General features: G+C 44.0%; 12 protein-coding genes. All 12 read right to left on the reverse strand.

Annotated elements, in window-relative coordinates:
- Positions 1-9: 9 nt before the first annotated feature.
- The gene (locus E0F88_RS26705; RefSeq protein WP_131961350.1) at positions 10-3,576 is read right to left on the reverse strand and encodes a PVC-type heme-binding CxxCH protein; all 3,567 of its coding nucleotides are present in this window, start codon (positions 3,574-3,576) and stop codon (positions 10-12) included.
- Between the two features lie 86 nt (positions 3,577-3,662).
- Positions 3,663-5,459, reverse strand: coding sequence for a glycoside hydrolase family 71/99 protein (locus E0F88_RS26710; RefSeq protein ID WP_220466384.1), 1,797 nt, complete (start codon positions 5,457-5,459; stop codon positions 3,663-3,665).
- A gap of 55 nt (positions 5,460-5,514) precedes the next feature.
- Positions 5,515-6,957 (reverse strand): glycoside hydrolase family protein, encoded by a 1,443-nt coding sequence (locus tag E0F88_RS26715; protein WP_131961351.1) that lies wholly within the window; start codon positions 6,955-6,957, stop codon positions 5,515-5,517.
- Between the two features lie 17 nt (positions 6,958-6,974).
- Entirely contained in the window at positions 6,975-9,074 is a 2,100-nt protein-coding gene (locus E0F88_RS26720) for a DUF5722 domain-containing protein (RefSeq protein WP_131961352.1), read from the reverse strand.
- 48 nt (positions 9,075-9,122) lie between these two features.
- Positions 9,123-10,862, reverse strand: coding sequence for a hypothetical protein (locus tag E0F88_RS26725; protein WP_131961353.1), 1,740 nt, complete (start codon positions 10,860-10,862; stop codon positions 9,123-9,125).
- 104 nt (positions 10,863-10,966) lie between these two features.
- Entirely contained in the window at positions 10,967-12,736 is a 1,770-nt protein-coding gene (locus tag E0F88_RS26730) for a RagB/SusD family nutrient uptake outer membrane protein (RefSeq protein ID WP_131961354.1), read from the reverse strand.
- A 35-nt stretch (positions 12,737-12,771) separates the two neighbouring features.
- Positions 12,772-15,888, reverse strand: a complete 3,117-nt coding sequence (locus E0F88_RS26735) for a SusC/RagA family TonB-linked outer membrane protein (RefSeq protein ID WP_131961355.1) — start codon at positions 15,886-15,888, stop codon at positions 12,772-12,774.
- Positions 15,889-15,928: 40 nt separating this feature from the next.
- On the reverse strand, positions 15,929-17,830 hold the full coding sequence (locus E0F88_RS26740; RefSeq protein WP_131961356.1) for a RagB/SusD family nutrient uptake outer membrane protein: 1,902 nt from the start codon (positions 17,828-17,830) through the stop codon (positions 15,929-15,931).
- Between the two features lie 12 nt (positions 17,831-17,842).
- Positions 17,843-21,313 (reverse strand): TonB-dependent receptor, encoded by a 3,471-nt coding sequence (locus E0F88_RS26745; RefSeq protein ID WP_165940161.1) that lies wholly within the window; start codon positions 21,311-21,313, stop codon positions 17,843-17,845.
- Between the two features lie 254 nt (positions 21,314-21,567).
- On the reverse strand, positions 21,568-22,653 hold the full coding sequence (locus E0F88_RS26750; RefSeq protein WP_131961358.1) for a FecR family protein: 1,086 nt from the start codon (positions 22,651-22,653) through the stop codon (positions 21,568-21,570).
- Between the two features lie 108 nt (positions 22,654-22,761).
- Positions 22,762-23,367, reverse strand: a complete 606-nt coding sequence (locus tag E0F88_RS26755) for an RNA polymerase sigma factor (protein WP_165940162.1) — start codon at positions 23,365-23,367, stop codon at positions 22,762-22,764.
- Positions 23,368-23,591: 224 nt separating this feature from the next.
- The gene (rhaT, locus tag E0F88_RS26760; RefSeq protein ID WP_131961360.1) at positions 23,592-24,674 is read right to left on the reverse strand and encodes an L-rhamnose/proton symporter RhaT; all 1,083 of its coding nucleotides are present in this window, start codon (positions 24,672-24,674) and stop codon (positions 23,592-23,594) included.
- Positions 24,675-24,698 lie beyond the last annotated feature (24 nt).

Below are 24,698 nucleotides of genomic sequence, written 5' to 3' on the forward strand. Positions count from 1 at the left end.
GGCATTAAATTATTTAACACTGAGTAAAAAGTCCATAAGTGAATAAAAGTCCTTTTCAGGAATAATATTTCTAAACTGATCAGGCATAACCGTATACTTAGATGCTTTATATTCTTTCATATCACTTTTAGAAACAGAAAATTCCTGCCCGCTTAAATCCGCAAAAACCATGGTTTCGCCCTCTGTTCTACGATATAAACCGGTTATTGCTTTCTCATTTTTTAAAGTGATATTATATGTTCTGAAAGCTTCGGTAATATTTCGGTTTGGATCCAGAATTTTCTGTGTTAAGGCCTTGTGCCCCCAGTTTCCGATTCCATCCAGCTGTGGCCCAACCAGCCCGCCCGTTCCCCTGATTTGATGACAGCTGCTGCAATTTTGAATAAAAATAGCTTTTCCTGCTTCTGTTCCGGCATTAACCGGCTTGTATGCTGCAATACGATTGTCGATAAGCTTTTGTCTTTCCTCTCTTTCGTTTGCTCCGGAAGCCAGGAATTGGTCGAGTTGCTTTTGCTGTTCGACACTCGCATTACCGGCAAACCGTTCTTTAACAGGAACCTCTGCCACAATGTCCGCATTTACCTCATCATCTTTAAAAGCGCTCAACAGGTAAGATATACCCTCCGAAGTATTGGAAAGAACGGTTGCAATAACTACCTGCAGACTCCTTGCTCCGCCGGAAAGCTGTTTTTTAAGTGTTTCATAAACCGAAGCAGAAGGAGCCTGCGCAACCGAAACAGCTAGTTTTTCCCTTAAAACAGGTAGCTCTGACGGATCACTAAGCACAGCTGTCAGGACCGCTGCATTGGCTTTCGGATTAATGCTCATTAAGGCACTGGCTGCTGCACTTCTTACCTTATAATCCATCCAGGTGGCCTGAACAATTTGTTTTAATGCAGGCTCCAGTGATTTTACTTTGTGTTCTCCGGCGATTTCTGCCGCCAATATGCGCTGCTCAACAAGTAAAGCGGGTGCTTTTGCCGGCATTTCCAAAACAGCAGGTTCGAGTTTACCAATTCCCACTGATCCAGTCAGCGAACTGTCGACGGCTTCGATATATCCCATCTGGCCGGCATACGCATTCAGATCAAAGGTTGTATTTTTTATTAAATCACTAAACTGAGCTGTTTGTTTCTGATCAAGTCGATATTCACTGATAACTTTACCGCTTTTAGCCAAACGGATTTTCACTGAATTGTTTGAAATTCCTATTTTCGACTCACGATTATGTATATCATTATCAAATACATTCATGTTTAAAGAGGCAGGCAGCTTAAAGGGAACAGAATATAAAGCCGCCTTTGGCGCATAACCGCTTTTTTCACTCAATACGATCCTGAAAGCCGGCATCACATTTGTTAAAAACTGATCGGACACGATCCAGGGATTTATTTGTTCCCCGGTTCTCACCAGCGGTCTGCTTTTCCAAAGCTCCTGGTCTTCTGAAATATTTTCCAGAAAGCGACGTGATAATCCTTCGCCCCAGGCTTTCATTTTTTGCCCGGGTGTCACGCCGCTTTGTTTCACGCCAGCCTGAATCGTTTTATATAAAGTAAGCTGTGTTTCGGGATCATTGGCAAATTTCTCCGAGATCAGCCCAATGGCAGACTCGAGCTGATAGGGCGAGACATAACGGCCCACATATTCCAGACTATTGATTAAGTCAGAGGTTGGCAGGGTATGGTTCATGACATAATCCAGCACAAAAGAAGCCGACGCGGTAGAGGGCACATCCAGCATCGTTTTGGTTAGCAATAACAATTGCTTTTCATTCCACTTCAAACCAGGCACTTTCCACATCACACTATTATCCCGCAGATTGTTTCTCACGCCAAGCATAGCCGTATACCTCAGATGACTGTCTTCGGGGCTGGTCTTTTCATATAAATTCAGCAAGAGCGAAAGATTTTCCGCCCGTGGAAATTTTGTTAAAATCTCCGCCGCTGTCCGTTTTACAAAAGGGTCACCATTTTCAATACCAGCATATACAACCTTACGATGCTTATCGGATAGAGAACTTCTTTCGGTAAGTATTCTGAAAGCATGCAGCTGAACGACAGTGTTACTATTGCTTAAAGCTTTATCTAAAATATTGTCATCCAACGCACCCAACCGATGCAAAACCCAAAGGCTGTGAACCTGTGCAAACTGATCGGAAGAAGAAGCCAGCATCACTTTAACCGGTTCTATTGCCTTGTCCTTCCACGTATCAACCAGGCGATCAGCAACTTTAAGCCGGGTACTAAGCTGAGGATTTTTCAGTCCATCCAAAAGCTGCTGCACAGTTGCCTTCGACCAGTCTGTTACAACCCTGGATTTATTTGCCTGATCACCTTTGTAAGTAATTTTCCAGATTCGGCCGCTAAGCCGGTCTCTTCCCGGATGATTAAGCGCCACTTCGTAATGGCCAATTATTCGGTTATAAAAATCAGCGATATAAAGCGAGCCGTCAGGTCCAAGTTTTACATCCACCGGCCGAAACCAGGGATCCTTGCTAACCAGAAAAGGTTCTTCTTTTTTTGAAACTGGTGTTGAACCTTTGTAGGTAATGGTGTTTCGATCGATCCGGCAGGTTACAACATCACCTGTAAAAAAACTGTTTTTATAGGTTTCGGGAAACTGTGTTCCGGTGTAATAAACCAATCCTGCAAGGGCAGTTGATCCTAATTCGTAACTCATCATCTCCGGTGCAAAACCAATTCCGACTGGTGCTTTTTTACCAAAATGCGGATAATCTCCTCCGGGAATCAATTGGGTAATTGGTTTGGTATGACAGTCCACTGAAAACAGATATCCTTTTTCATCATAAGCATAACCAAACGGATTTACCCTGCCGAAGGTAGTCTGCTCCACCCTGCTGCCATCCATACGAACCCGAAAGGTATTGCCGGAAACCATTGTGATCGAGTCGCCATCGCTGCCGGCAACGGTTGATGTGTTGGAAAACCCATGGCACACATGCACCCATCCATCATAACCCCGCATGATATTGTTGACCATCCCATGCGTATCCTTATGACCAAACTCCCCCAGTAAAACTTTTTTACTGTCTGCCTTGCCATCATTATTGGTATCCTTAAAGTAGTACAGGTTGGGTATGCTATACGCAATGGCTCCGTCGGACACCGGCATAATGCCAATCGGGATATTCAGGTTGTCATCGAAATTGGTAAAAGTTTCCGCTTTGCCGTCACCGTCTTTGTCTTCAAGAATTGTAATTCTGTCCTTACCATCGCTCATTCCGGCGGCCATCGGGTACTCGGACGATTGTGTCACCCAAAGTCGGCCGCGGTCATCGAACTCCATGTTCATGGGTTTTGTGATGTTGGGTTCGGAAGCAAAAAGTGTCACTTCAAAACCCGGCGGGAGCTGAAACGCAAGCCGTTCCTGTTCCGGAGTTTGATATGCACTTGTACGAATGTGTTCAGCGTAAATATCGGTTGCAGCCGGGTTGGATTTCACCGCTGCCTGACTTACTTTTTCAGTTTTTGGAGCCCGGCAGCTTTGCGCATACAATAGAAATGCTCCGGTAAAAAACGCCGCGACAAGCGCTTTTATGTGTGGCAAAGTTTTCATCAGTTCAGGAACAGCTTAGAATAATTCAGAATTTTATTATAAAAATCATTTTTAAAACAAACTACGGAACCTGCTATTTCTACTAATCAGGGTTCTGAATACCGGTAGTTAAGTCTTCCTGCCGGCGCGACATCTCCATTGATCCAAAAATCCATAATATCACCCTGCTGCTGCATATTATCACTCCATTTAAATTCGAAATCCAGTTTTCCACTTACGCCTAATAAAGCCTTCGGCACTTTAATTTCTAGTTTGTTACCATTCACGGCGTAGTCCACTTCACCCGCCTTTTTCCAATCCCAGGCAGCAGCCGTTTTTTCAAGAATGGCTTTTGTCCCCGGATTAATACGGTTGATCACGACGTCGTATCCTTCCCAGCCTGTATTTTTGTCCCGGTCTGTATTGATAAAGAGCCGCATCCAGTTCGCATCCGTTTTCGGGCTGATCGGAGCAGCAGTTTCTACATAGAAATAAATAAAACTATTGTCACGGGTTACTTTCGAAAGCACAATGTCGTTCCTGCCCGTATTATTCACATACTGCAGACTTCCCCACCCAGGGCTGTTCCTATGGATTGTGTTTCCTTTGTATGACCGGAAGACAGGGTTTACCTTTGCCCATTCGGTAAACTTACCATCGATGGCAACGGTTGTTGGTGAAGAAAAATATTCGGGTGTCGGCATGCCTTTAAAACGTCTGATATTGGACATCATCTGGTAATAATAATTATCTCCGTGACCACCTTTCATGGGTTCCACATCCCGGCTGCCCTCCTGGTTAAATTCATCGGGAAAAGCATTGGTTTGTTTTTGCCACACATCGTAACGTCCTGCAATCCATTCATTCCAGCCTGTAATAAATATAAACTCAGGATTGATTTCCAAAGCCTTGTCCCACTGCTCCTGAAAGTTGTAGCCATAATTTACAGCATCGGGTTCGGTAATCTGCCCGCGGGCGTGTGTATAACTTCTGCCAAAGGCTCCCGGTGCATTCATGGCTGTCAGGCCGCGCTCTTTGCTCCAGTTCTGTGCAACACCCACCGTTGCCTGCTCAAAGCCACCGTCCGGTTTCTTGTAAAAACCATGCTGCGGAAAGATTTCCAGCCAACCCCAATGATCTGCTTTTTCGGGTCCTTTGTTATATACTGGCTGGCCTGTACGGAAGGAAAAAAACTCTCTCATTTCCTTTTTCATCGCCGGATCATTCGTACGTCCTTTAATATCTTCCGAAAAATCCGGTGAACCCATCACGAGCGGTTTACCCTTCCACATAAACCACAAATCCTGGTACTTTCCGGCTTTGTACAGATCTGTATAAATTTCTCTTAAGATTTCCTTGCCGCCATCACCTACCCAAAAAGGCAGCATAAAGGCGATCTGCGGCGTTTTTACTCCGTCTTTTCTGGCTTTTGTAAAAACCTCACATAGTTTCATGTACGATTCTTTCCAGGTAATGTTGCCATTGGTACAATCAAAAACGATCACGTCCACTGCCGCATCCGCAAGCATCTCAGCATGTTTGCGTAAAACCCACTCATCGGTATCCAGGTAATATCCAAACAGCGGTTCTGCCCAAAACCAGGGACTATTACCCTTTGGCCAGATCGGATTTTTATAATCTTCCTTTGCTTTTGGATCGCGGGAAAGATATTCGGTAACGTTGTATGGAGGACTTTTCACACCCGGCTGCGTATGCCAGGTCCAGTAAAACAGTCCCACGAATTTATCTTTTTTAACACTGCCTACATCGCTGTGTTCTGGTAACTTTCTGCCCACTGCATCCGTAGCCGGAAGTCCGTAGCCGGCGTTTTGCAAAACAGGCTGAGCGACTAGAACTGTGGTAAAAATTGAAAATATCGAGGTCAGTACAGTTTTAAGATTCATGATCAGATAGGTTTAAGAAATAGTAATCAGAAAATTTTCAAGGCTAATAGATAATCTAAAATGTTAGCGGATGCCAGGCTGTATTCCATTTTGCCCAGCCTTCCCCGTAAGAATAAGACAGGTATTGCTGAACGGCAGGATTTATATGCCCGCGTTCATCACCGCTCCACCCGCAGTTATGCAGAAAGGGTTTAAGATTGGTACGCAGCTCGCCCGTTTTGCTGAAAAGGATACCATCGGCCGATTCCCAGAGAACAATGTAACTATTCGCAGTAAGTCGTGATGCGGTATGAATTGCCTGGAATTTTTTGAGATCATCGCGGTATTTCACATCACAATGATCGGAAGCGGTAAGTGCACTTTTGTTAATCGCAGTCCCGTGGAAAGTCAGTTCTGCAGGCCAGTTTTCATTTTTGATATCGGCGGTAGCAACACGGGTTGTTGTCAAATCCTGCCCTTCGTCGTTCCAGGAATAGTAGACAAATATTTTTTCATCCATAATTACCATTGAAGGTTCCCCTGCTCCCCAGGAATCGACATCGCCATTAAATGTGACTATTGGCTGAGGGTGTCCACCCCAGCCTGCCCCATTCCACTTTTCCCACGGGCCCGAGGGGGATTTAGAACGGCAAACATAAACGTGGTTAAAAAGTCCGCGAACATCTTCTGTCGATGTATAACCCAGGTAATAATAGTCTCCGGATTTGACAGTACCCGGATCACAAACCGAAAGCCCATCCCTGCTTCCTTCGGTGGGTTTCAATACCATTTTGTCGGCGGTCCAGGTTTTACCTCCATCGGATGTCCGCCGGTAAGCCGCCTGGTCCCAGTAAAGTGCCTCAGAAGTTTTTTCCAAAACGCACCATGCTTCGTAACTTCCATCCACAACCTGCCCGTTGAAATAATTGGTCACATTGGTTATCGGTTTGCTTTTTTTCCAAACGCCGGTTGTTCCCTCAGGTTCGCTTAAAACCCACAGATATTCACCGGCAGGAATTTTAGAAACATTGGTTATCTCAAGAGCCTGATTATCTTTAAAACCAACGTATTTTTTCGAGTCAACCGGCATCGATGCAATCGTTGTATTATAATCGGTTTTCCATTTATAGAGACTGAGTGTCAGATTACTATTGATTTCACCCCAGTTTGGACATGAAACCCGGAGCGAGTAAAATGGTTGGGAAATGGAAAACCGTTGAGCTGCCGTGTTGCCGGAAGCCAAACTGACCGGCAGGTGATTGTCATCTTTTATAAAATTTTCTATTTTCTCTCCATAATAGTCTCCCTCCGCAGCAAACCAGGCGTCGATGGAGCCATCTTTATTCGTCATGAGCGAGGGGCCGTAACGGTATACGCCGGCCACGTAAATATCCCAACCAACCTCTGCCACCGGGACGGCAGAATATCCTTTTTCTACCTCACCAACTTTCTTTGCCGGCTCCTTATTCTTACAGTTCAGAAGCAGCCCGAGTGCTCCGAGTAACAGCATTTTTCTCATAGTAACTGGTTTGGTTGCTACCGGATCGGTTTGTTGTAACGCACTTCACTCCAGTTATTTATACCAATGATCTTTTTTGCAAACTCCGTTGCCTTATCCTCATTAGGTGTATCTAAATCGCGGTAAACATACCAGATCGGTTTTTTGCCTCCGGGATCCTGCGCATCGTCGGGAAACCGGCGCAGCCCTATTCTAAGTCCGCCTTCACCCCGATTATCTACCCAGTTATGAAACTGATAGGCATCGATCCCGTCGAGTACCTGCATCTTTTTCCACAAATAGGCAATACTTGCAGCCTGTTCGTTCAGGTTTTGAGGCGTGTAATCTTTTGAGTTCGGACCTTGTTCGGACAAGTAAACCGTTCGTTTGAATTTGCCTTTGTACATCGCTTCCGGGCGTTTGACCCAGGCATTCAAAACTTCTATGTTTTTGAAGGTGATTAAAGGCGTATCAAATGTAAAATCCGCTTTTTCGTCCAGCCAGCTTTTTGGTTCAAACAGCGATTCAGGATAAGGATGGTGGGCAATCCCCCAGTCAAAATCTCCTTCAACAGCCGAATATTTTAAAAGGATATTCAGCAGATCGCGGGACAGATAAAAATGTTTGTCCTCCGTCCAGTTCCAGAAATGGGTTAGTGTAATAAATGCTTTTGCATGCGGATTGTATTTGCGCGCAATGTTCTGAACGAGCCGCATGGATTTGTGATAAGTATCCATAAAAAGCAGCGTATCCTTTTCACCCATGTTGGTCCAAACCCAACCTGCATCCACTTCATTATGAATAATCCAGCTTTGTACTCTGCCATATTTTTTATCAAGGCGACTATACCTTTTAGCAATGAAATCAATGGCCGCTGCATAATACTCCGCGCCTTTTTCGGAAGTCATGTTGGCCATGCTGTAAATCCCGGAAGGATCGCAATCCGGATGCTGGAAGATTTCACCGATTTCTTTATCGGGACAGTTTATCGCCTTGTCGATCAGTATGATAGAAGAAACGACGATGTTTCTTTTTGCAGTTTCCTGCAGGGTTTTGTCATTCGCTTCAACCCAGCGTTTGTCAGCGTAATAAGTTTTACCACTATATTCAAACGCAATGGTGCTTTCCGAAGCCTTTGAGCGCATCATCTGAGTGATCCACATGTTTACTGTTGCACTGGTAATATTAAGTGAATCAAGATCTTCCATAAATTGATTAGCCGCAAAACCGCCAAGACCCTTTTTGCCGGTTGGTTTTTCGTCCGGCAGATTATTCAACGATTTAATATCATCAGCATATCTGGCCGCAGATTGCAGCTTAAAGTCATTACCCATTTTTTCAACCACAACCCACTTGGAAAGTAACCTGTCAGACTGATGATCCGCAACGGTTACGTAGCGTGGAACAATGATTTTAAAATCTTTCTTCCCTGCAGTAACCGGATATATCCTTTCAAAAGTTTTTATTAAAACAATATCCTGATAAATAGGAACCTCGGCCAAAAACAGATTTTTCCCAGCCTCGGCGACAACTCCTTTAATTTCAATATTCTTCTCATCAACTGAGACATTACTGATTGAGGAGGGAAATTGGGTTGTCAGATAGCTTTTGAGCTTTATTTTAAAATCCAGCTCACTTTTCTTTTTTTGCTCAAGATTTGCTGCTCTTTCTATCTCCTGCGCATTTGGTTTGCGAAAACGGATATTTCGCATCTGAATTTGATACCTGCGTGACGTCCCAAAATCGAGTCTTAGGAAATCTCCTTTTTTACCCCACTTACCCATGTCCTGTTTCAAATCAATCGAGAAACTGGTCCAGCCCTCTCTTACTCCAAGCTCGGTTTTGATGCTCTTGCTTTCTTCTATCGGCGGAGCGAAGAAGATTTGAAAAACATGAAGCGCTCTTGGTGCGAAGTATTCGAAGGTCAATACCGTATTTCCTGCGTCAAGATCGGTTTTCAATGGTTCTGTAAAAAGATAAGGATCCGGTCCGGTAGCTGCAATCTGATAGGTTCCGGGACTGGGCTCGGTGATTTCAAGATCATTTTTCTTGTCATTAACCAGCCTCACCGGGTTCTCCTGCGCATTCGCAATGGACACCGTGAGAAAGAAAATGAGAGACAAAAAGGAATTTTTCATTAATAAAATTTTAAATGAAGCAGTAACTGTCTGCTGATAATCAAAAGCCTATTGACTGACAATAAAATTAAATCGTCCGCCGGGAGCGGCATCTCCGTTAACATACCAGTCCAGCGGATCTGCATCGTTCTGCATATTATCCGACCATTTAAATTCAAAACTCAAATCACCTGATGATTTGAAAATGCTCTTTTTAGGCACCGTGATCATCATTTCATTACCCGCCACCTTGTGCTTCACCGTTTGTACATCCTTCCACAACTTCCCGTCATATTTCTGCAAGGTTTTACCGCCTGCAACCCGGAAATCATAACCCTTCCAGCCAGTTTTGGGATTTTTATCGGCATCGATATACAGGCGCATCCATTTTTCACCGGAGTTTGGTGTGATTACCGTAATCGTTTTAGCGTAGAAATAAACGTTGTTTTTATCCCTGGCCACTTTCATTTTATCAAAATCATTTCTTCCTGTTTTGTTAGTATAAACTGTAACAGGATCTGTTTGAGCTCCAGGATGATTTCTTTCCTGCGTGTCGCCCGTGTAATCCTGATATACCGGAAGTACATCAGCCCAGCCTATAAAATCGCTGATCGTTTTGGCAGCACTTAACTTAGGATTCAATTCGATACCCTTATATTTTCTGATGTTACTTACCAGCTGCATATAATAATGATCTTTCAGGTTGGCCGTCAGCGAGGGCTCGATATCCCGGCTGTATTCCGGACTGGCCTGATCGCAGAACCAGGAGTGTTCAGGGTTTTTATCATGGCTTTTAAATTTACCTGCGATCCATTCGTTCCAGCCGGTCACATAAATAAAAGGCGTGTTTTGTTTTATGGCAAAATCCCACTGTTCCTGTACGTTGTAGCCGTGTACGATATCTGTTTCCGGATTTCCCCGTGAGCCGTTCCGATAGCTTCTTCCCCAGTTATCCAGGTTTCCGTAAAATGCTGATCCGCCCATTCCGGCAGAAGGGTTCGGATGCTGGGCAACCGATACATTTACAATTTCTGTTTCTCCGCGCAGATTGGTATAAACCTGCTGCGGTCTTTTAAATTCAATCCATGGCCAGCCATTTACCTTCTGGCGTTCGGTTGGCCACTGCGATTCACGGTAAGTAAAAAAGGATTCATAGGGTTTGCCTTTCGATTCTGCTGAAATCCCCAGGATCAGCGGTTTTCCATCCAGATAATACCAGCATTCGGGATGGCGGTACAGTGCGCCGGTTTTGTAAAAGTTATCATAAGCTTCCTGCATGGTTTCGCCGGAAGCTGTATTGGTATAAAAAACAATTTTAGGCGGATTTTTTCCCTGAGCACGAACAGCTTCCATCGCTTTCATTAGCACGTCAGCCTGTTTTGGATAAGTCAGCCGGTTGGTCGCATCGATTACAAGCAGATCTACACCTGCGTCGGTAAGCAGTTGAATGCTCCGAAGATGTACCCAGTATTCGTCCGCTTTGTAATAGCCATAAATCGGTTGTCCCCAGTAGTACATACCTGCATTTAAAGCACCTCCTCCCCAATTAGGATTGTCAAAATCTTCAAGCACTTCGGGATGTTTCGAAACAATTTCGTTAAGGTCCCAGGCCCTGGCAGGTGCAACATCATGCCATAAAAAATAAAACATGGCAATCTGCCGGTTTGCTTTCGGATCACCGACAACGTCGTTTTGCGGAATGGTTCGGCCCAGGTCATCGGTTCCTGCCAGGGGCTGACCAAACAGTTCAGGAACATGTAAACCGAGCATTAAAATGACAACACCAAATCGAATGATGGTTTTGAGCATGATTTAAGGATTAGGGGTAAACACAGGAATAAGGTTGCGCTTCCAGAAACAGGTTCTGAAAGCGCATGAAGATTTAGGAATATGAGTACTTTTTAAAGACTATTTTAATCAAGCCATCCCGGATTCTGCCAGTTTGCACCTGAAAGACCGATTACTTTATCGACTTCGGTCTGATCGATCGGATACATCAGATACTTATCCGACCATGCATTTCTGTCCGGAAATTTGAAGCGTTTGTAGCTAAGCGCTGTTCCGGTTTTGGTGATACGCATGCCTGTTACAAACTTGTCTGTCTGGCTAAGGATTTTCCAGCGGCGAACGTCAAAGAAACGGTGTTCTTCAAAAGCCAGCTCAATACGGCGTTCGTTTCGGTACTTTTTCTCAAAGGCATCTTTGGTCAAACCCACGGCGAAGCCCGGCATACCCGCTCTTGCACGTACAGCGTTAACCGCTTCTCTGGCTGTCATTGTAGTTGCTCCGGTTTTCACTGCAACATCGGGACCGGCAGACTGATATGCAGATTCAGCAAAGTTTAGATAAAGTTCCGCGAGGCGGAACAAACGAACGGCTCCGTCCGCATCATTATTTTGTCCTGATTTGTAGTTGTTAAACTTGCGCAGGTAATAACCCGTTCTTGTATTTTTCCTGTTGATATCCGAAATCTCTTCGGTACCGCCTACAAAAGTTTCCACCTTTTTGCCGGCAGGCTGATCCAGATTTCTGACCGCACCGTTATAATAAATAGAAGCATAAAAGCGCGGATCGCGGCCAACATAAGGATTTGCCTCATCATAACCGGAAGCACTGTTGATGGTCGGCACAAGTTTGGAAGCATCAGAATATCCTGTGATCGGCGCTTCTCCGTTTGCCATTTCGTAGCTGTCCACCAGGTCCTGCGTCGGGCAGGGACCTGTTCTGTCCATACCCGGGTTGGTAGGCATACCTGCATAACGCCAAACCTGCATCTTGGTCCCTGACTGATAAATAGTCTCTTTATCAACTGCACGCTGATCGTTCGATGAAGTAAAGAAATACAAAGCGTACGCATTCTGAGCTATATCGGCAGCTGGTTTATCGTTAAAAAGGCGGTATCCGTTTGTCAGACATTGAGAAAGCGCTTCGCCATTTATAGTTGTTGCATCGGCCCAGGTGTATGTTCCGTCAGACCATAGCGGGCTGGCAGCATAAGTAACTGCCTCGGATTTGATCGCATATACAATAGCACGGGTCATTATGCCATACTGGTTGTCGTAGATCTCCCAGGGTAAACCATCTCTGCTTGCAGGAAAAGACAGTGCTTTATCGCAGTCAGCGAGAATGAATTTTACCACATCCGAAAATTTGGCCCGAACATCCTTTGAAAAATCGTGATTGATTTCCAAGGGTTTATCAAAAATCGGCACACCGCCGTAACGTTTGATCAGCTGCAGATAATAAAGTGCACGTAAGGTGTGAGCCTGGGCAGTCCAGGCCGCTTTTTCCCCTTCGGTCGCGTAAACAGTTGCAGTTTTAATACCTTCAATAAAAGTATTACACTTCCTGATTCCGGTGTAAAGACTTCCCCATGGACTTTTGTCAACTGAATAAGCTGCGTAAGTCAGGGAAGTGATGTTACCCCCGTACCAAACAATATAATTTGAGCCGGGTGTGATATCATCTGCATCCTGGGCTTCATCGGTATAAGAAGAACGGTCCATGTAAGGAGCCGGGCTAAATCCGTAACAGGAATTTAAATATCCACGGGTCCGGTTATAATCACTGAATACCTGCTCCATTGTAATCCGTCCGTCGCTTGGCAAATCGAGTTGCTCGTTACAGGAGAACAGCAAGCCTGAAACGATGGCGGCGAGAAAAACACTTTTATATTTTTTCATACTAAATAATATTTCAGATTAGCAAAATTTCTCCGTTAGAAGATCACATTTACACCCACATTGTAAACCCTGTACACCGGGAAAGCTGAATATCCACCACCCTCGGGTCCGAAATCGTTTGACTTCATTTTGTCCCAGGTAATCAGGTTCTGGCCGCTTAGCAGAAATCTTATTTTTTCCGTAGAAATTGCCTTTGAAAGCCCCGCAGGCAAGGTATAACCCAGTTCCAGGTTTTTTAGGCGCAAGTAAGATCTGTTGTACAAATAGTAATCACTGCCTTCATGATTGACAGATTTTGCAAGTGAGAGCGCAGGAGAAGTGATTGGTGCACCACTTTCGTAACGTTCTTTTGTCCAGGCCTGGCTATGCAGCGCCCCGAAAACACCGTCGAAATCCGTTTCAAAAATACCCTGTCCGTTAATCAGTGTTTCATATTTGCCCAGTCCCTGGAAGAGGAAGTTCAGGTCAAAAGATTTGTAGGTAACACCTCCTGTCAGCGAATAAACAAGCCGTGGCATGGAACCTGTACCTACCGGTGCTTTATCACGTTCATCTATTTTACCATCACTGTTAAGATCCCGGTATTTCAAATCACCCAAACGGGCTTTTCCAAATCCGTAAGCCAGATTACTGCTGGTAATCTCAGCCTGTGTATTATAAAATCCGTTACCGTTGCTGTAATCAACCAGATAACCAAACTGCTGTTGGTAAGAATACCCTTCCTGCCATTTTCTGAAAGGATAATCTTCGGTTTTTAAGGCTTCGTTGACACTGACAACTGTGTTTTTTGCATAACTGATCATTCCACCGGCAAAAAACGACAGGTCACGGGTAACCGCTTTATTGAAATTAAGACCGATTTCAAAGCCTTTGTTTTCAAAAATACCCGAATTTGTTTGCGGATAGAAGTTCAAAGGAACACCCTGATATAAAGGAATGGTTGAAAAAGCACTTACGACCATGTTGTCCATTTTTTCCTTAAACACATCAACAGAAAGCGAAAGAGATTTAAATAACCCTAAATCAATACCCGCGTTCTGCTTTGTTGAAACTTCCGCCTGGATGTAAGGATTTCCCCTTTGGTTTTCATTTATATTGTATTGAAGGTAAGCAATAGGGCCTCCGCCGCTAACCGTTACATTGTCCAGATATGCAAAACGTGCGAGTCCGCTCTGGTCATTGGCAGTCTGACCATAAGATGCTCTAAGTTTCAGATTACTTATGACCGACGAATTAGCCAGGAATGGTTCGTTAGACACGACCCAGGCAGCAGAAATTGCAGGCGTGGCAATATAGCGGCTGCCACGTGCATACTGTTCAGATCCTGAATAACCTACATCAGCCTTGACAAAATACTTGTTATCAAACCCATAACTTACTTCAACACCAGAACTTACGCGGTTGTAAGGAAGCAAACCCGGAGAGCCGTTATCTGCTTTTGTAAGGTTTTGGTAAAACATGTAAGCCATTCCGCCTACACTGTGCCGGCCGAAATCACGCTTGTAATTCGCAGCGATGTTATAAGTCAGGTGATAATAGTAAGAGTGACTTTTGCCATAAGCGAGCGGCGTATTGGTTTCAGAACCTTTTTTGGTAAATGCAAGTGCATTTGCATTGTTGGTACGTACCCAGCGTTCGTAATTTTGAGTTGTGCCCAAACTACCCACCGCGTTGGTCTGGTAAGCCATAATACCTGTCAGATTCAAACCTTTTGTGAGAAAACCCATGTCCAGGTCAAGGCCAAATTGTGAGGTAATGTTGGTAACGGTATGGCGATAGTATCCCGAGCGGTTGAGCATACCGAAGGTTGGAGATCCTACACGCTCTGTTGTGATCACCTTTCCACCCGGATCTAAAACTTCTCCGCCTGAGCCAAGTACTTCGGGCGTTAGTGGTCCGTACATCGTGGGCGGAAGTTGAAATAAACTGCTGTAAATGCTCGCGTTACCAGCCCCCGGCGTACGCTCACGTTTTACATTCCCACTTAACCGGATAAATGCTTTAAGGTATTTGTTCAGGTTCATATCCACATTTGAGCGGTAATTCACCCAGATATTATTGGCATTTGTGGAATACTTTGGCTGGTCGGTTTTAAATTGTCCGCCCTGGTGCATGAAGTTAATATTAGAGAAAAACTGAACCTTATCACTCCCACCGGTTACGTTTATTCCGGCACGCTGCATCATTGCAAAAGGTCTCATATACTGGTCGTACCAGTTATTGTCCGGATATAACTCCTTATTCTCACCAGAACGGTAGCCGGCAATCTGCTGGGCGCTAAATAGATAATTGGCTGCCTGTCCGTCATTCATTGCGGCCTGATTTCTCATCTCAGCATAATCCCCGGAGTTGTAATAAGTTGGTCTGGTTGTAACTTCCTGCAAGGACTGATCGAACCGTGCTTTGATCTGCAGCGGGCCTTTTTTACCTCTTCTGGTTTTGATTACCATCAAACCGTTTGCTCCCTGAATACCGTACAGCGCCTGTGTAGAAGCGTCTTTAAGGATTGTCACCGATTCAATTTCATTGGCCGTGATATAATCCAGCGTCTGGTTGCTGTTGTAGGCACAAATGATCCCGTCAATAATCACCAAAGGACCATTTGCTCTGGCTGCTGAAAGCCCGCGGATGTATAGATTCGTAGTTGCCCGGGATAATTCCGATGATGCTTCTATTGTGGTCAATCCTGCCAGACGACCTGCAAATGTTTGGGTAAAGTTAGCGACCGGGGCTCTTTCAAGCTCTTCACCCGTTACCGTCGAAACAGAGCCGGAGATCTCATTACGCAATTGCGTTGTGTATCCCAGTTGGATCACTTCATCTTTTGCATGGGGATCAAATTTAAGTTTGATATCCAGTTCCTGTTTTTCTTCGATAGAAGCCGTTTGACGGGCAAATCCTCTTCCTGAAAAAACAAGAAACCGGCTTTGGTCGTCGACAACAACAGTGTACTCACCCTGTGCATTCGAGGAACTTCCGTTTTTTCCGTTTTCTGAATTTACGATTACTCCCGGAACTGGTCTTCCAAATTCATCGGTGACGATTCCGCTTACGGAGACCGACACATCCTGTGCGCTGAGTTTTATGCCAATGGAACACGTCAGCATAAAAGAAAGCAGCAGGGTTATTCTGATAGTTAATTTATGTATCATTTGATTTAATCTTCTAAGTCAATTAAAAACCTCTTTCTGCTTACCAACCCGGATTCTGCCAGTTTTCCCCTGTGATTGCTACCAAACGGTTTGATTCGGCAAGCGGAATCGGCAAATACATGAATTTGTTAGAATAGCTTTTGCGTTCCGTAGAGCGCACCAGACGGCGTCCGTAGGTGTAAGTACCATCGGCGTTTCTGATGATTTCCGCACCGGTGATCCATCTGTCTGTTTTAGAAAGATCTGCTGTCGGTGCCGACCAGCGTCTTACATCAAAGTAGCGGTTTTCTTCCATGGCCAGCTCAACACGGCGTTCATTGCGAACTCTCCTGATGAGCTCATCCTTTGCCAAACCTGCAGGCAAATCAGGCATACCTGCCCGGGTTCTGATTTCATTGACGGCCTTCACGGCATCGGCGAGCTGTCCTGCTTCGGCTGCAGCTTCAGCGAAATTGAGGATTACTTCCCCTAGTCGGAACATCTTCCAGTTTGCTCCGGCGATTGCGTTGTCATTACCTGAATTCGGGTGAAGAAACTTGCGTTCAAAATAACCTGTACGTGTTGCACGCCGGGTTGTAGCGTGTATACCTGTTTGCGGTTCGCCTACGTAGGTAGCGATGATACGCGTACGGTTTCCGATCGGTGCGGGATAGTTTTCCTTTGCCTCCGGCGATTCTGCAAAAGTCCAGAGTGCTTTTCTTTTTGACCCGTTATAATAAATGGACGCATAAAAACGCGGATCCCGGTTAGCATAAGGATCGTTAGGCTTAAACAGTGTATTGGCTTTATTGTAGTTTGGTTTTAAATGCTGGTCGTCCAGATACGGAGTGACCAGATCAAGTATTGGCTGACCATCTTTCGTTTCGTAAGAATCAACCAGTTCCTGCGAAGGACATGTTCCTGTTTTATACCCATCCTGCGCACCAATACCGTCAATATCCCAGATATTCCCCTGTCCGTCACGGCTTTGAAAGATCGTTTCCCTGTCAACCGGATTAGAGGAATAGGTCATTGAACGCGTAAAGTATTCATTATAAAGCGCAGTTTTCTCATTTTTATCCGGCCCCAAAAATGCTACGTCCGAAAGATATGTCTGAGGTACATTTACTTTGTTATAAAGCTCATATCCGTTTGCTTTCAGATTGGCCAGTGAAGTTTTATTAATCTGATATGCTTCCTGCCAGATATCTTTACCGCCGTTATTGAGTGGACTTGCTGCAAAGAGAATCATTTTGGATTTGATGGCCTCAGCAAGTGCTTTGTTCACTCGACCGGCTTCCCCGTCGGTGGTAATTCTCCATGGAAGTTCGGCTGTTCCGAGCGCTACATCGCAATCCTCGATGATAAACTTGACAACCTCATAGTAACTTCCTCTTTTTACAGTAGAAAAGTCATCAGAAAAAGTATATGGTTCCCTTTCAATTGCAAGTACCGGTCCAAACCATTTCAGCAATTCTGAATAATAGTAAGCTCTCAGCAAATGCGCTTCGGCTTTCCAGCGTTTTGCATCAGCCGGATTTTTAACCGCAGCTTTGTCAATACGACTGATAAAATAACTACAGTTACGGATTGCGTTCCAGTATCTTGCCCAGTAGTCGCCATTACCTGCATCGGCACTTATGTTTGTTATCGGGTGATTTCCCGCGGATGCATCTCCATTATAATACCGGCCCGACATCAGTCCGGATTCTGCTTCGGCATCTGTGTCCCAGGCTTCGTCACTCCATACAACGGGTCCTCTTTGCCAAAAATAATACCGGGTTCCTTTCACAGGCATGTTACCGTAACAGCTGTTAAGGAATGCGCCGGTTTTATCATTGTCGGCAAAAATCTCATCCATCGTAAGCTTGCCGTCCGGTGCCATGTCCAGTGCATTCTGACAAGAACTTACGACTAAAACCGACAGTGTTAGCGACAATAAAATATGTTTAAATTTCTTCATTTCAATCAGGAATTAGAAGGTAATGTTTAAGCCCAGGTTTGCCATTTTGGTAACAGGATAGCCGATTGCGCTGTTATTTTCAGGATCCAGGTGACCCATTTTCAGCTTATCCCAGGTGAAGTAATTCTGAGCACTTACGTAAACCCGCAAATTGTGTACACCAATTTTCGTCAATGCGTTTTTAGGCAAAGTGTAACCTAAAACGATATTTTTCAGACGGATAAACGAACGGTTCATGATAAAGAAATCATTGGCCGTGTGGTTGGTAGTACTGTGCGTGCTCAGCGCAGGATAAGTTATTTCTTCTCCGGCTGCATAACGCTCCGGCGTCCAGGCCTTCTTGTGATAATCAAAGTAAGTACCTCTGATCGTGTATTCATAAACACCCTGGTTGGCATAATTGGTATTGTATCTTCCTATTCCCTGGAAAAAAGTAGTGAAGTCAAAACCTTTATAATCAAGGCTTAATGTTACACCATAGGTAACACCAGGAATGCTGGAATAGCCTATCGGAGCCTGGTCTTTATCGTTAATGATTCCATCTCCGTTCAGGTCTATATATTTAAAATCACCAACTCTTGGTTCTCCAAAGCCGTATTTCGTTTTGGCAAGATAGCTGTCAAGTTCTTCCTTGGAATTGAAATAACCGTTTCCATTTGCATAGTCGATTTTATAACCCCATGCCTGCCCCAATCTGAAACCTGTGGTTCTGTAACGATAAGCATAGGTTGCGTCATTGATCGACTCATCAACAAACTTTACTACGTTCTGATTGAATCCGTAATTTCCTCTAATCATCAGTTTCAGATCTTTGGTGAGCATCTTGTTGTAGGTAAGCTCAACTTCAAATCCTTTGTTGTTCACTTCTCCCATATTCACACGAGGAATGTTACCCAGCGGAACACCCTGAAAAGCAGGTATCGTACCACGGGAAATAAGGATATCCGTTCTGTTTTCAATAAAGTAATCAAATGAAAGATTGAAATCCTTTAACACTTCAAGATCAACCCCATAGTTTTGCTTTTTGGCAACTTCCCATGAAATATCCGGATTACCCAATAGTCCCTGGTTCACTTGCTGACCTAAACCAAGACTCCCTAACGGACCGCCTCCGCCCATGGTAATATTACTTTGGTAAAGGAAACGTGCGCTTCCCATCTGGTCATTTCCAACTTTACCATAAGAAGCTCTGAATTTCAGGTTCGTAACGACTCTGTTATTTTTCATGAAAGCTTCATTGCTAACAACCCATCCTGCGGAAACTGCCGGAAAGAAACCAAATCTTCTGCTTGGCGCAAATTGTTCTGAACCGTTGTAACCCATGTTAAATTCAGCAAGATACCTGCCGTCGAAACCATAAGTAACACGTCCGGCGACGCCCAATACATTAAAAGGGATTTCACCTGCTGTTGACTCCCAGGTATCACGCTGCGCCAGGATCATACCCGTTACGTCATGTTTTTCACCAAAAGTTCTTGCATAATTAAGAGAACCCTGCATGTTAATATTGTAACGTGAGTCAGCACCTTTTGATAAGGAAAGAAGACTCTCATCCGAACGTTTCACTGCATAACTTAAAGTGTTTGTTGCAGGATTTACCTCAGCCAGATATAATCTTTGAGATACATTTCCTGACATCGCTGTTGTCGATTTGGAATCATAAGACAACATACCTTTTACGCTAAGTCCTTTGGTTATCCTGCCTAAGTCCAGTTCAAGACCAAAAGAGGCGTTCAGGTTGGAACGAACTTCGTTGCGGTAACCAAAACGGTTCATGATTTCAAAAGCCGAGCGATCCATGTAACCCGGATCAACGATTTGTCCCGGCGCAACACCAAATCCGTCGATTGTAACCGGTCCCGGTGTGATCGGAAGAATGGTCTGAGCCTGGTATAATAAGTCAGTCATCATCCAATTGGTATCGTTACCGTAAAGCCAGGCGGCAGGCATGTTAACCCGCTCGATGTAACTGCCGATGTTCAAAAATGATTTTATGTTCTTGGTGACTTTATAATCAAGGTTAGCACGAAAATTAAAGCGGTCCATTTTTGCAGACGGGTCATAACCAAGCACTGACTTTGGCTCGGTATTCAGGTTTCCGCCCTGATGAAGAAATGCGCCGTTTACAAAATAAGAAACCTTATCTGTACCGCCGCTCACGTTCATATTTACCCTGGTTTGAGGAGAGTAACGGGAAATGTATTCACGGTAATAATCATGATCAGGATACATATATTGTCTTACTTTCGCCTGCTGCGCATAGTCGGGTGCATTTGGATCCAGTCCTGCCAGTGGATTTGCATAACGGTCCATCACTTCCTGGGTAAAAGGAAGCGGTGTAATGCCATCATTACGCGAAGCTTCATTTCTCAAAGCCATATATTCCAGAGAATGAAGTCTTTCCGGCTCATGCGTAAAAGAAGAATAACTTTGTTCGGTATTGATTGTCAGCTCTGTTTTTCCGGGTACGCCGCGTTTGGTGGTAATCAGAATAACACCATTTGCACCTCTAACACCAAATACAGCCGTCGCTGACGCATCTTTCAAAATAGAAACAGAAGCAACCTCGTTTGCATCCAGCGTACGAATGTTATCACGGGGAACACCATCGATCAAAATCAGCGGACCTTTACCATTCGTAGTAGCGGCACCACGCAGATACATGGTCGCGTCGTCACGGCCTGGCTGGCCTCCGCCGGATTGTATGGATGTTAAGCCAGGAAGCCTTCCTGCCAATGCGTTTGCCAAACTAGCTGATGAATTTTGCTGTAATACTTCACTCGTTACCGTCGAAACTGCACCGGTTACTGATACTTTCTTTTGCTGGCCAAAACCTACCACAACAACTTCTTCAAGTGCTTTTTCATCCTCTTTTAAAACCAAATCGATAACCGACTGACTTCCGACAGGAACCTCCTGGCTTAAAAATCCAACGAAGCTGAAAATCAGAACTGCCGAATTATCAGCCACAGAAAGCTGATAGGTACCATCCGAGTTGGTTGTACTTCCCTGTGCAGTGCCTTTTACAACAACACTTACACCTGGCAGCGGATTGCCCTTTTCATCGTCCACTCTTCCCCGGATTGGCTTATCCATGGAATAATCAGCGGATGGCTGCAATGGGTAGTCATCTGCCGTAGAAGCTTCTGAACTTCCCTGTCCGGCACGTTTTAAAAGAACTGTCTTTTTATTAGAAATCGAATAGCTGATATTTAACGGTAGAAACAACGCATCGAAAACGTTTTGCAAACGCTCGTTGCGCACGTTAAGGGACACCTTGCGGCTGGCTTTGATTATCTCAAAACTATACACAAACTGAACCCTGCTTTGGCTCTGAATTTTTTCCAGTACTTTTTCGATGTCCATCCCGCTTACCGTTAGGGATATACGTTGATCCAGAACTTCCTGGGCACGTAAATCATTGGCAAAAGAAATGCCAATAAACAGCATGGACAATACAATCTGCAGTATCGTGATTCTCATAAGTTTGAACAGAATCTCGCCTTTTTGTCGACGTTTATTCATAATTTTGACAGGGTTTTGTGATTTAAGCGATTTACGGGGCCACGTCCTCTTTGCTCTCGGAAGAGACTTTGTTTACCAGACAAAGAAAGAAGATTGAATGTACAGGCCGGGGTATGTTACCAGCATCTCCGGCTTGTTTAGTTTAAGTCAAAATGTTACATAGGCGAATTGTTTAGAAATAAAATTCATCCGGATAGTGCTCCGGCTTTTAATTATTTACAGCCTTTCGTATTTATAATTATCTGTCCATCAATGGATTCAAAATTCGCTTCCATTACTGCACAGATCATGTTGAGTTTTTCAAAAAGTGGCTCGTTACCAAGTTCGGCGGTTATGGTGCAGTTTGCCGTCAGGTCTTCGTCAAATACAATGTCAACTCCATACGCCTTTTCGAGCAATTCAAAAACGGAGGCTACACTTTTTCGTTTGAAGGAAAAATTTTGATTGTCAGCAGGCAGATTTAGTATTTCGGGCTGATCTACAACCTTTCTTACAATTTGCAGGTTACGCCTGCCCAGGGTAGCCTGTTGATTGGGTGTTAGTATCATCCCATTCAGCGACCGGCTGTCTCTGATCGCTTCCCGGGAGTTCTGGGCAAAAACAGAAACCTTTCCTGTTTTAACCACTACACTAACCTCCTTGTCGTCCTCATAGGCACGCACGTTAAAACTCGTCCCTAAAACCTTAGTAATTAATTCGTTGGCATAAACATAAAAAGGCTGATGCGGATTTTTATGAACCTCAAAAAAAGCTTCACCTAAAAGATATACTTCCCTTTTTTCAGGATTAAACTTGTGTGGAAAACTGATCCGTGAATTACTTTGCAAAATAACAGAGCTTCCATCCGGCAGATTGACCAGTTGTGACTGATCGGTATCATTTATAAGTTCGTCAAGAGATTCGGATGCATGACTTTTAGTTAGTGTATAGTATGGACCCGAATTTTGAAATACATTCTTCCAAAAAATTCCACCTAAACCCGCTACCAACAAAATGGTAGCGGCCACCCGAAGCCATCCGGGCTTCCACCAAAAGTTTACCGAATTACTACTTCCCGAGTCATCCAGAGATTCCACTATTTCCGACACCCGGACTTTTACTTCCTGAGGCGTAACGATATCCAGGTCTCCTTTTATTGACAAAAGGATTTTCCTGGCTTGCTCCATGTTTTCATATTGCGCCGGATTTGATTCTATATACTTCTTCCATAATAGATCCGAGTCTCTCCTGAATACCCAATTTTGAAACTTTGCATCGTTCAGCCAATCTTCAATGCCGAAGTCATTATAATTATTCATGGAATTGTCAAATTACTTGCCTATTACGATGAGTATTCGACAAATAAATAGTACCCATGAGAACTGAAAATATTTGGTATATTTTCAATATTTTTTTTCACCCGTTAATTACGGTAGCAGTAAATTGAAAATGAAAGCAAGCAAAATCGTTTTACACTGCCAATACTCGCGTAGTTTTTGAATACCATATTGAAGATAATTAGCAACAGCCTGCCGCTGAAGTCCCATTACTTCACCAATCTCATCGTAAGAAAGATTTTCGTAGTATTTCAGATAAAGCGCTTCACGCTGTCTTTTGGGCAGGAGTTCAATGCCATTTTTAAGGCGATTGCTGGTAAGCTGATCGGTCTCGGACAAAATCCAGTTTGATTCTGCCGAAAGTCCGTCTTCCGGAAAATCGCCATTTTCTGAAATGTCAGAAAACACAGACTGCTTTTTGATCCGACGGATCAGATTGTTTCTTAACGACTGAAAGAGGTAAGGTTTAATGGAAATGACGTAATCTAACTTTTCTCTTTTTTCCCATACTTCCAGAAAAAGATCCTGGATGCAATCTTTGATCATATCACGGTCAGAAGTGAACCGTGTTCCATAATGGTGCAGCGCCGTATAATTCAATTCAGCAATTTCTCCAAATGCAGCCTTATCCCCGGCACAAACCTGCTGCCAGCGTGTGGCCTGGTAACTATCTGGCAAATATTCTGCTTGTTTCACGGACGTATCAGGAAAAATTTACATCGACAATTAACTGCACTTCAATAGATCCAATTAAATCTTGTAATTGGCATGTAAATATGGATAAACACTTTACGTCAACTATCCTGCGCTATCATGCTTTTATGAAATATTTTCTAAGATTGTATCAATCATCTTCAAAAGAAAAGCCTGTTCAAACTACTTATATAAGTTTGAACAGGCCTGTAATTACTCAAATAAATTTACTCCCGCAGATAATTTCCGTAACCTACGATCAGGACAGAAAGAACGATAACGAGAATACCGGCAATAATGGTTGTAAGCGTCTTTTTTGAAATTCCTTTCCACTCCTTTAAAATCAAACCCCAGGAATTAGCTATAAGGATAATAAACGCCATGTGGAGAATCCAGGAACTTGGTCCGTTTCCAAGCTTGCTCTCTCCCATTCCGTAAAAAAAGAACTGAAGAAACCAGGTTGTTCCGGCAAGGGCAGAAAAAATGTAATTGGAAACCAAAGGCGTTTTTGAATTGGTGTAATCACCAAAAGTTTTGTTGCGGGCGTTCAGCAACATACACCAGATAAAATTGGTTGTAAGCCCGCCCAGTAGAATCACAACATAAGTCACATTGTTTTGAAAAAGAAATTCGCCATTACCCGGATTGGCCGCTTTCCAAACTTCATTAGCTTCTTCTGCCATTACTTTACCTGCATCGATACCAAAGGCAAAACATGCGCTTAAAATACCTGAGATTATAGAGACGGTCAATCCAAGACCTATTTTGAATTCAGATTTTTCGTCGGCAATAAACCCGCTTTTTTTAAGATCGTCGTCTTTCATTGCGCCGGCCTTTCCGCAGATGATAATACCGATCACACATACCAGCAAACCAAGCAATACCATTTGGCCCCAGTTGCTGTTGAAGAGATCCGAGATAGAATCTTTACCGGCGGTTGGATTAAACTGGTAGTAAACCGAAGGGATCAGCGCACCAAAAACAGAACATAATCCCAGGATGATGGAACTACCCAACGAAACGCCCAAATAACGTACGCCCAAACCATAGGTAAGCCCACCGATTCCCCACAAAACCCCGAAGAAGTAAGTCAGTGCCAAAATACCACCATTGGTATGTGCTATAATTTCTGTAAAACCGGGGATCGTCAGATATGCAGCAACAGGCGGAACGATAAGCCATGAAAAAATTCCACCTACGATCCAATAGGTTTCCCAGGCCCAGCCTTCAACTTTTTTATAAGGGATGTAAAAACTTCCGGAAGCAAAACCTCCAATAAAATGAAAAAGTACGCCTAACAGAGCTTGCATGAGGTTAAATTATTTTTGTTTCGG

Origin of the sequence: Dyadobacter psychrotolerans (genome assembly GCF_004349265.1) — a bacterium.
GTDB classification, from domain to species: Bacteria; Bacteroidota; Bacteroidia; order Cytophagales; family Spirosomataceae; genus Dyadobacter; species Dyadobacter psychrotolerans.

Coding starts and splice junctions, on each gene's coding strand:
- E0F88_RS26725 (WP_131961353.1), bottom strand. CDS start 10,862: ATGCTCAAAACCATCATTCGATTTGGTGTTGTCATTTTAATGCTCGGT.
- E0F88_RS26705 (WP_131961350.1), bottom strand. CDS start 3,576: ATGAAAACTTTGCCACACATAAAAGCGCTTGTCGCGGCGTTTTTTACC.
- E0F88_RS26730 (WP_131961354.1), bottom strand. CDS start 12,736: ATGAAAAAATATAAAAGTGTTTTTCTCGCCGCCATCGTTTCAGGCTTG.
- E0F88_RS26720 (WP_131961352.1), bottom strand. CDS start 9,074: ATGAAAAATTCCTTTTTGTCTCTCATTTTCTTTCTCACGGTGTCCATT.
- E0F88_RS26740 (WP_131961356.1), bottom strand. CDS start 17,830: ATGAAGAAATTTAAACATATTTTATTGTCGCTAACACTGTCGGTTTTA.
- E0F88_RS26715 (WP_131961351.1), bottom strand. CDS start 6,957: ATGAGAAAAATGCTGTTACTCGGAGCACTCGGGCTGCTTCTGAACTGT.
- E0F88_RS26750 (WP_131961358.1), bottom strand. CDS start 22,653: ATGAATAATTATAATGACTTCGGCATTGAAGATTGGCTGAACGATGCA.
- rhaT (WP_131961360.1), bottom strand. CDS start 24,674: ATGCAAGCTCTGTTAGGCGTACTTTTTCATTTTATTGGAGGTTTTGCT.
- E0F88_RS26745 (WP_165940161.1), bottom strand. CDS start 21,313: ATGAGAATCACGATACTGCAGATTGTATTGTCCATGCTGTTTATTGGC.
- E0F88_RS26735 (WP_131961355.1), bottom strand. CDS start 15,888: ATGATACATAAATTAACTATCAGAATAACCCTGCTGCTTTCTTTTATG.
- E0F88_RS26710 (WP_220466384.1), bottom strand. CDS start 5,459: ATGAATCTTAAAACTGTACTGACCTCGATATTTTCAATTTTTACCACA.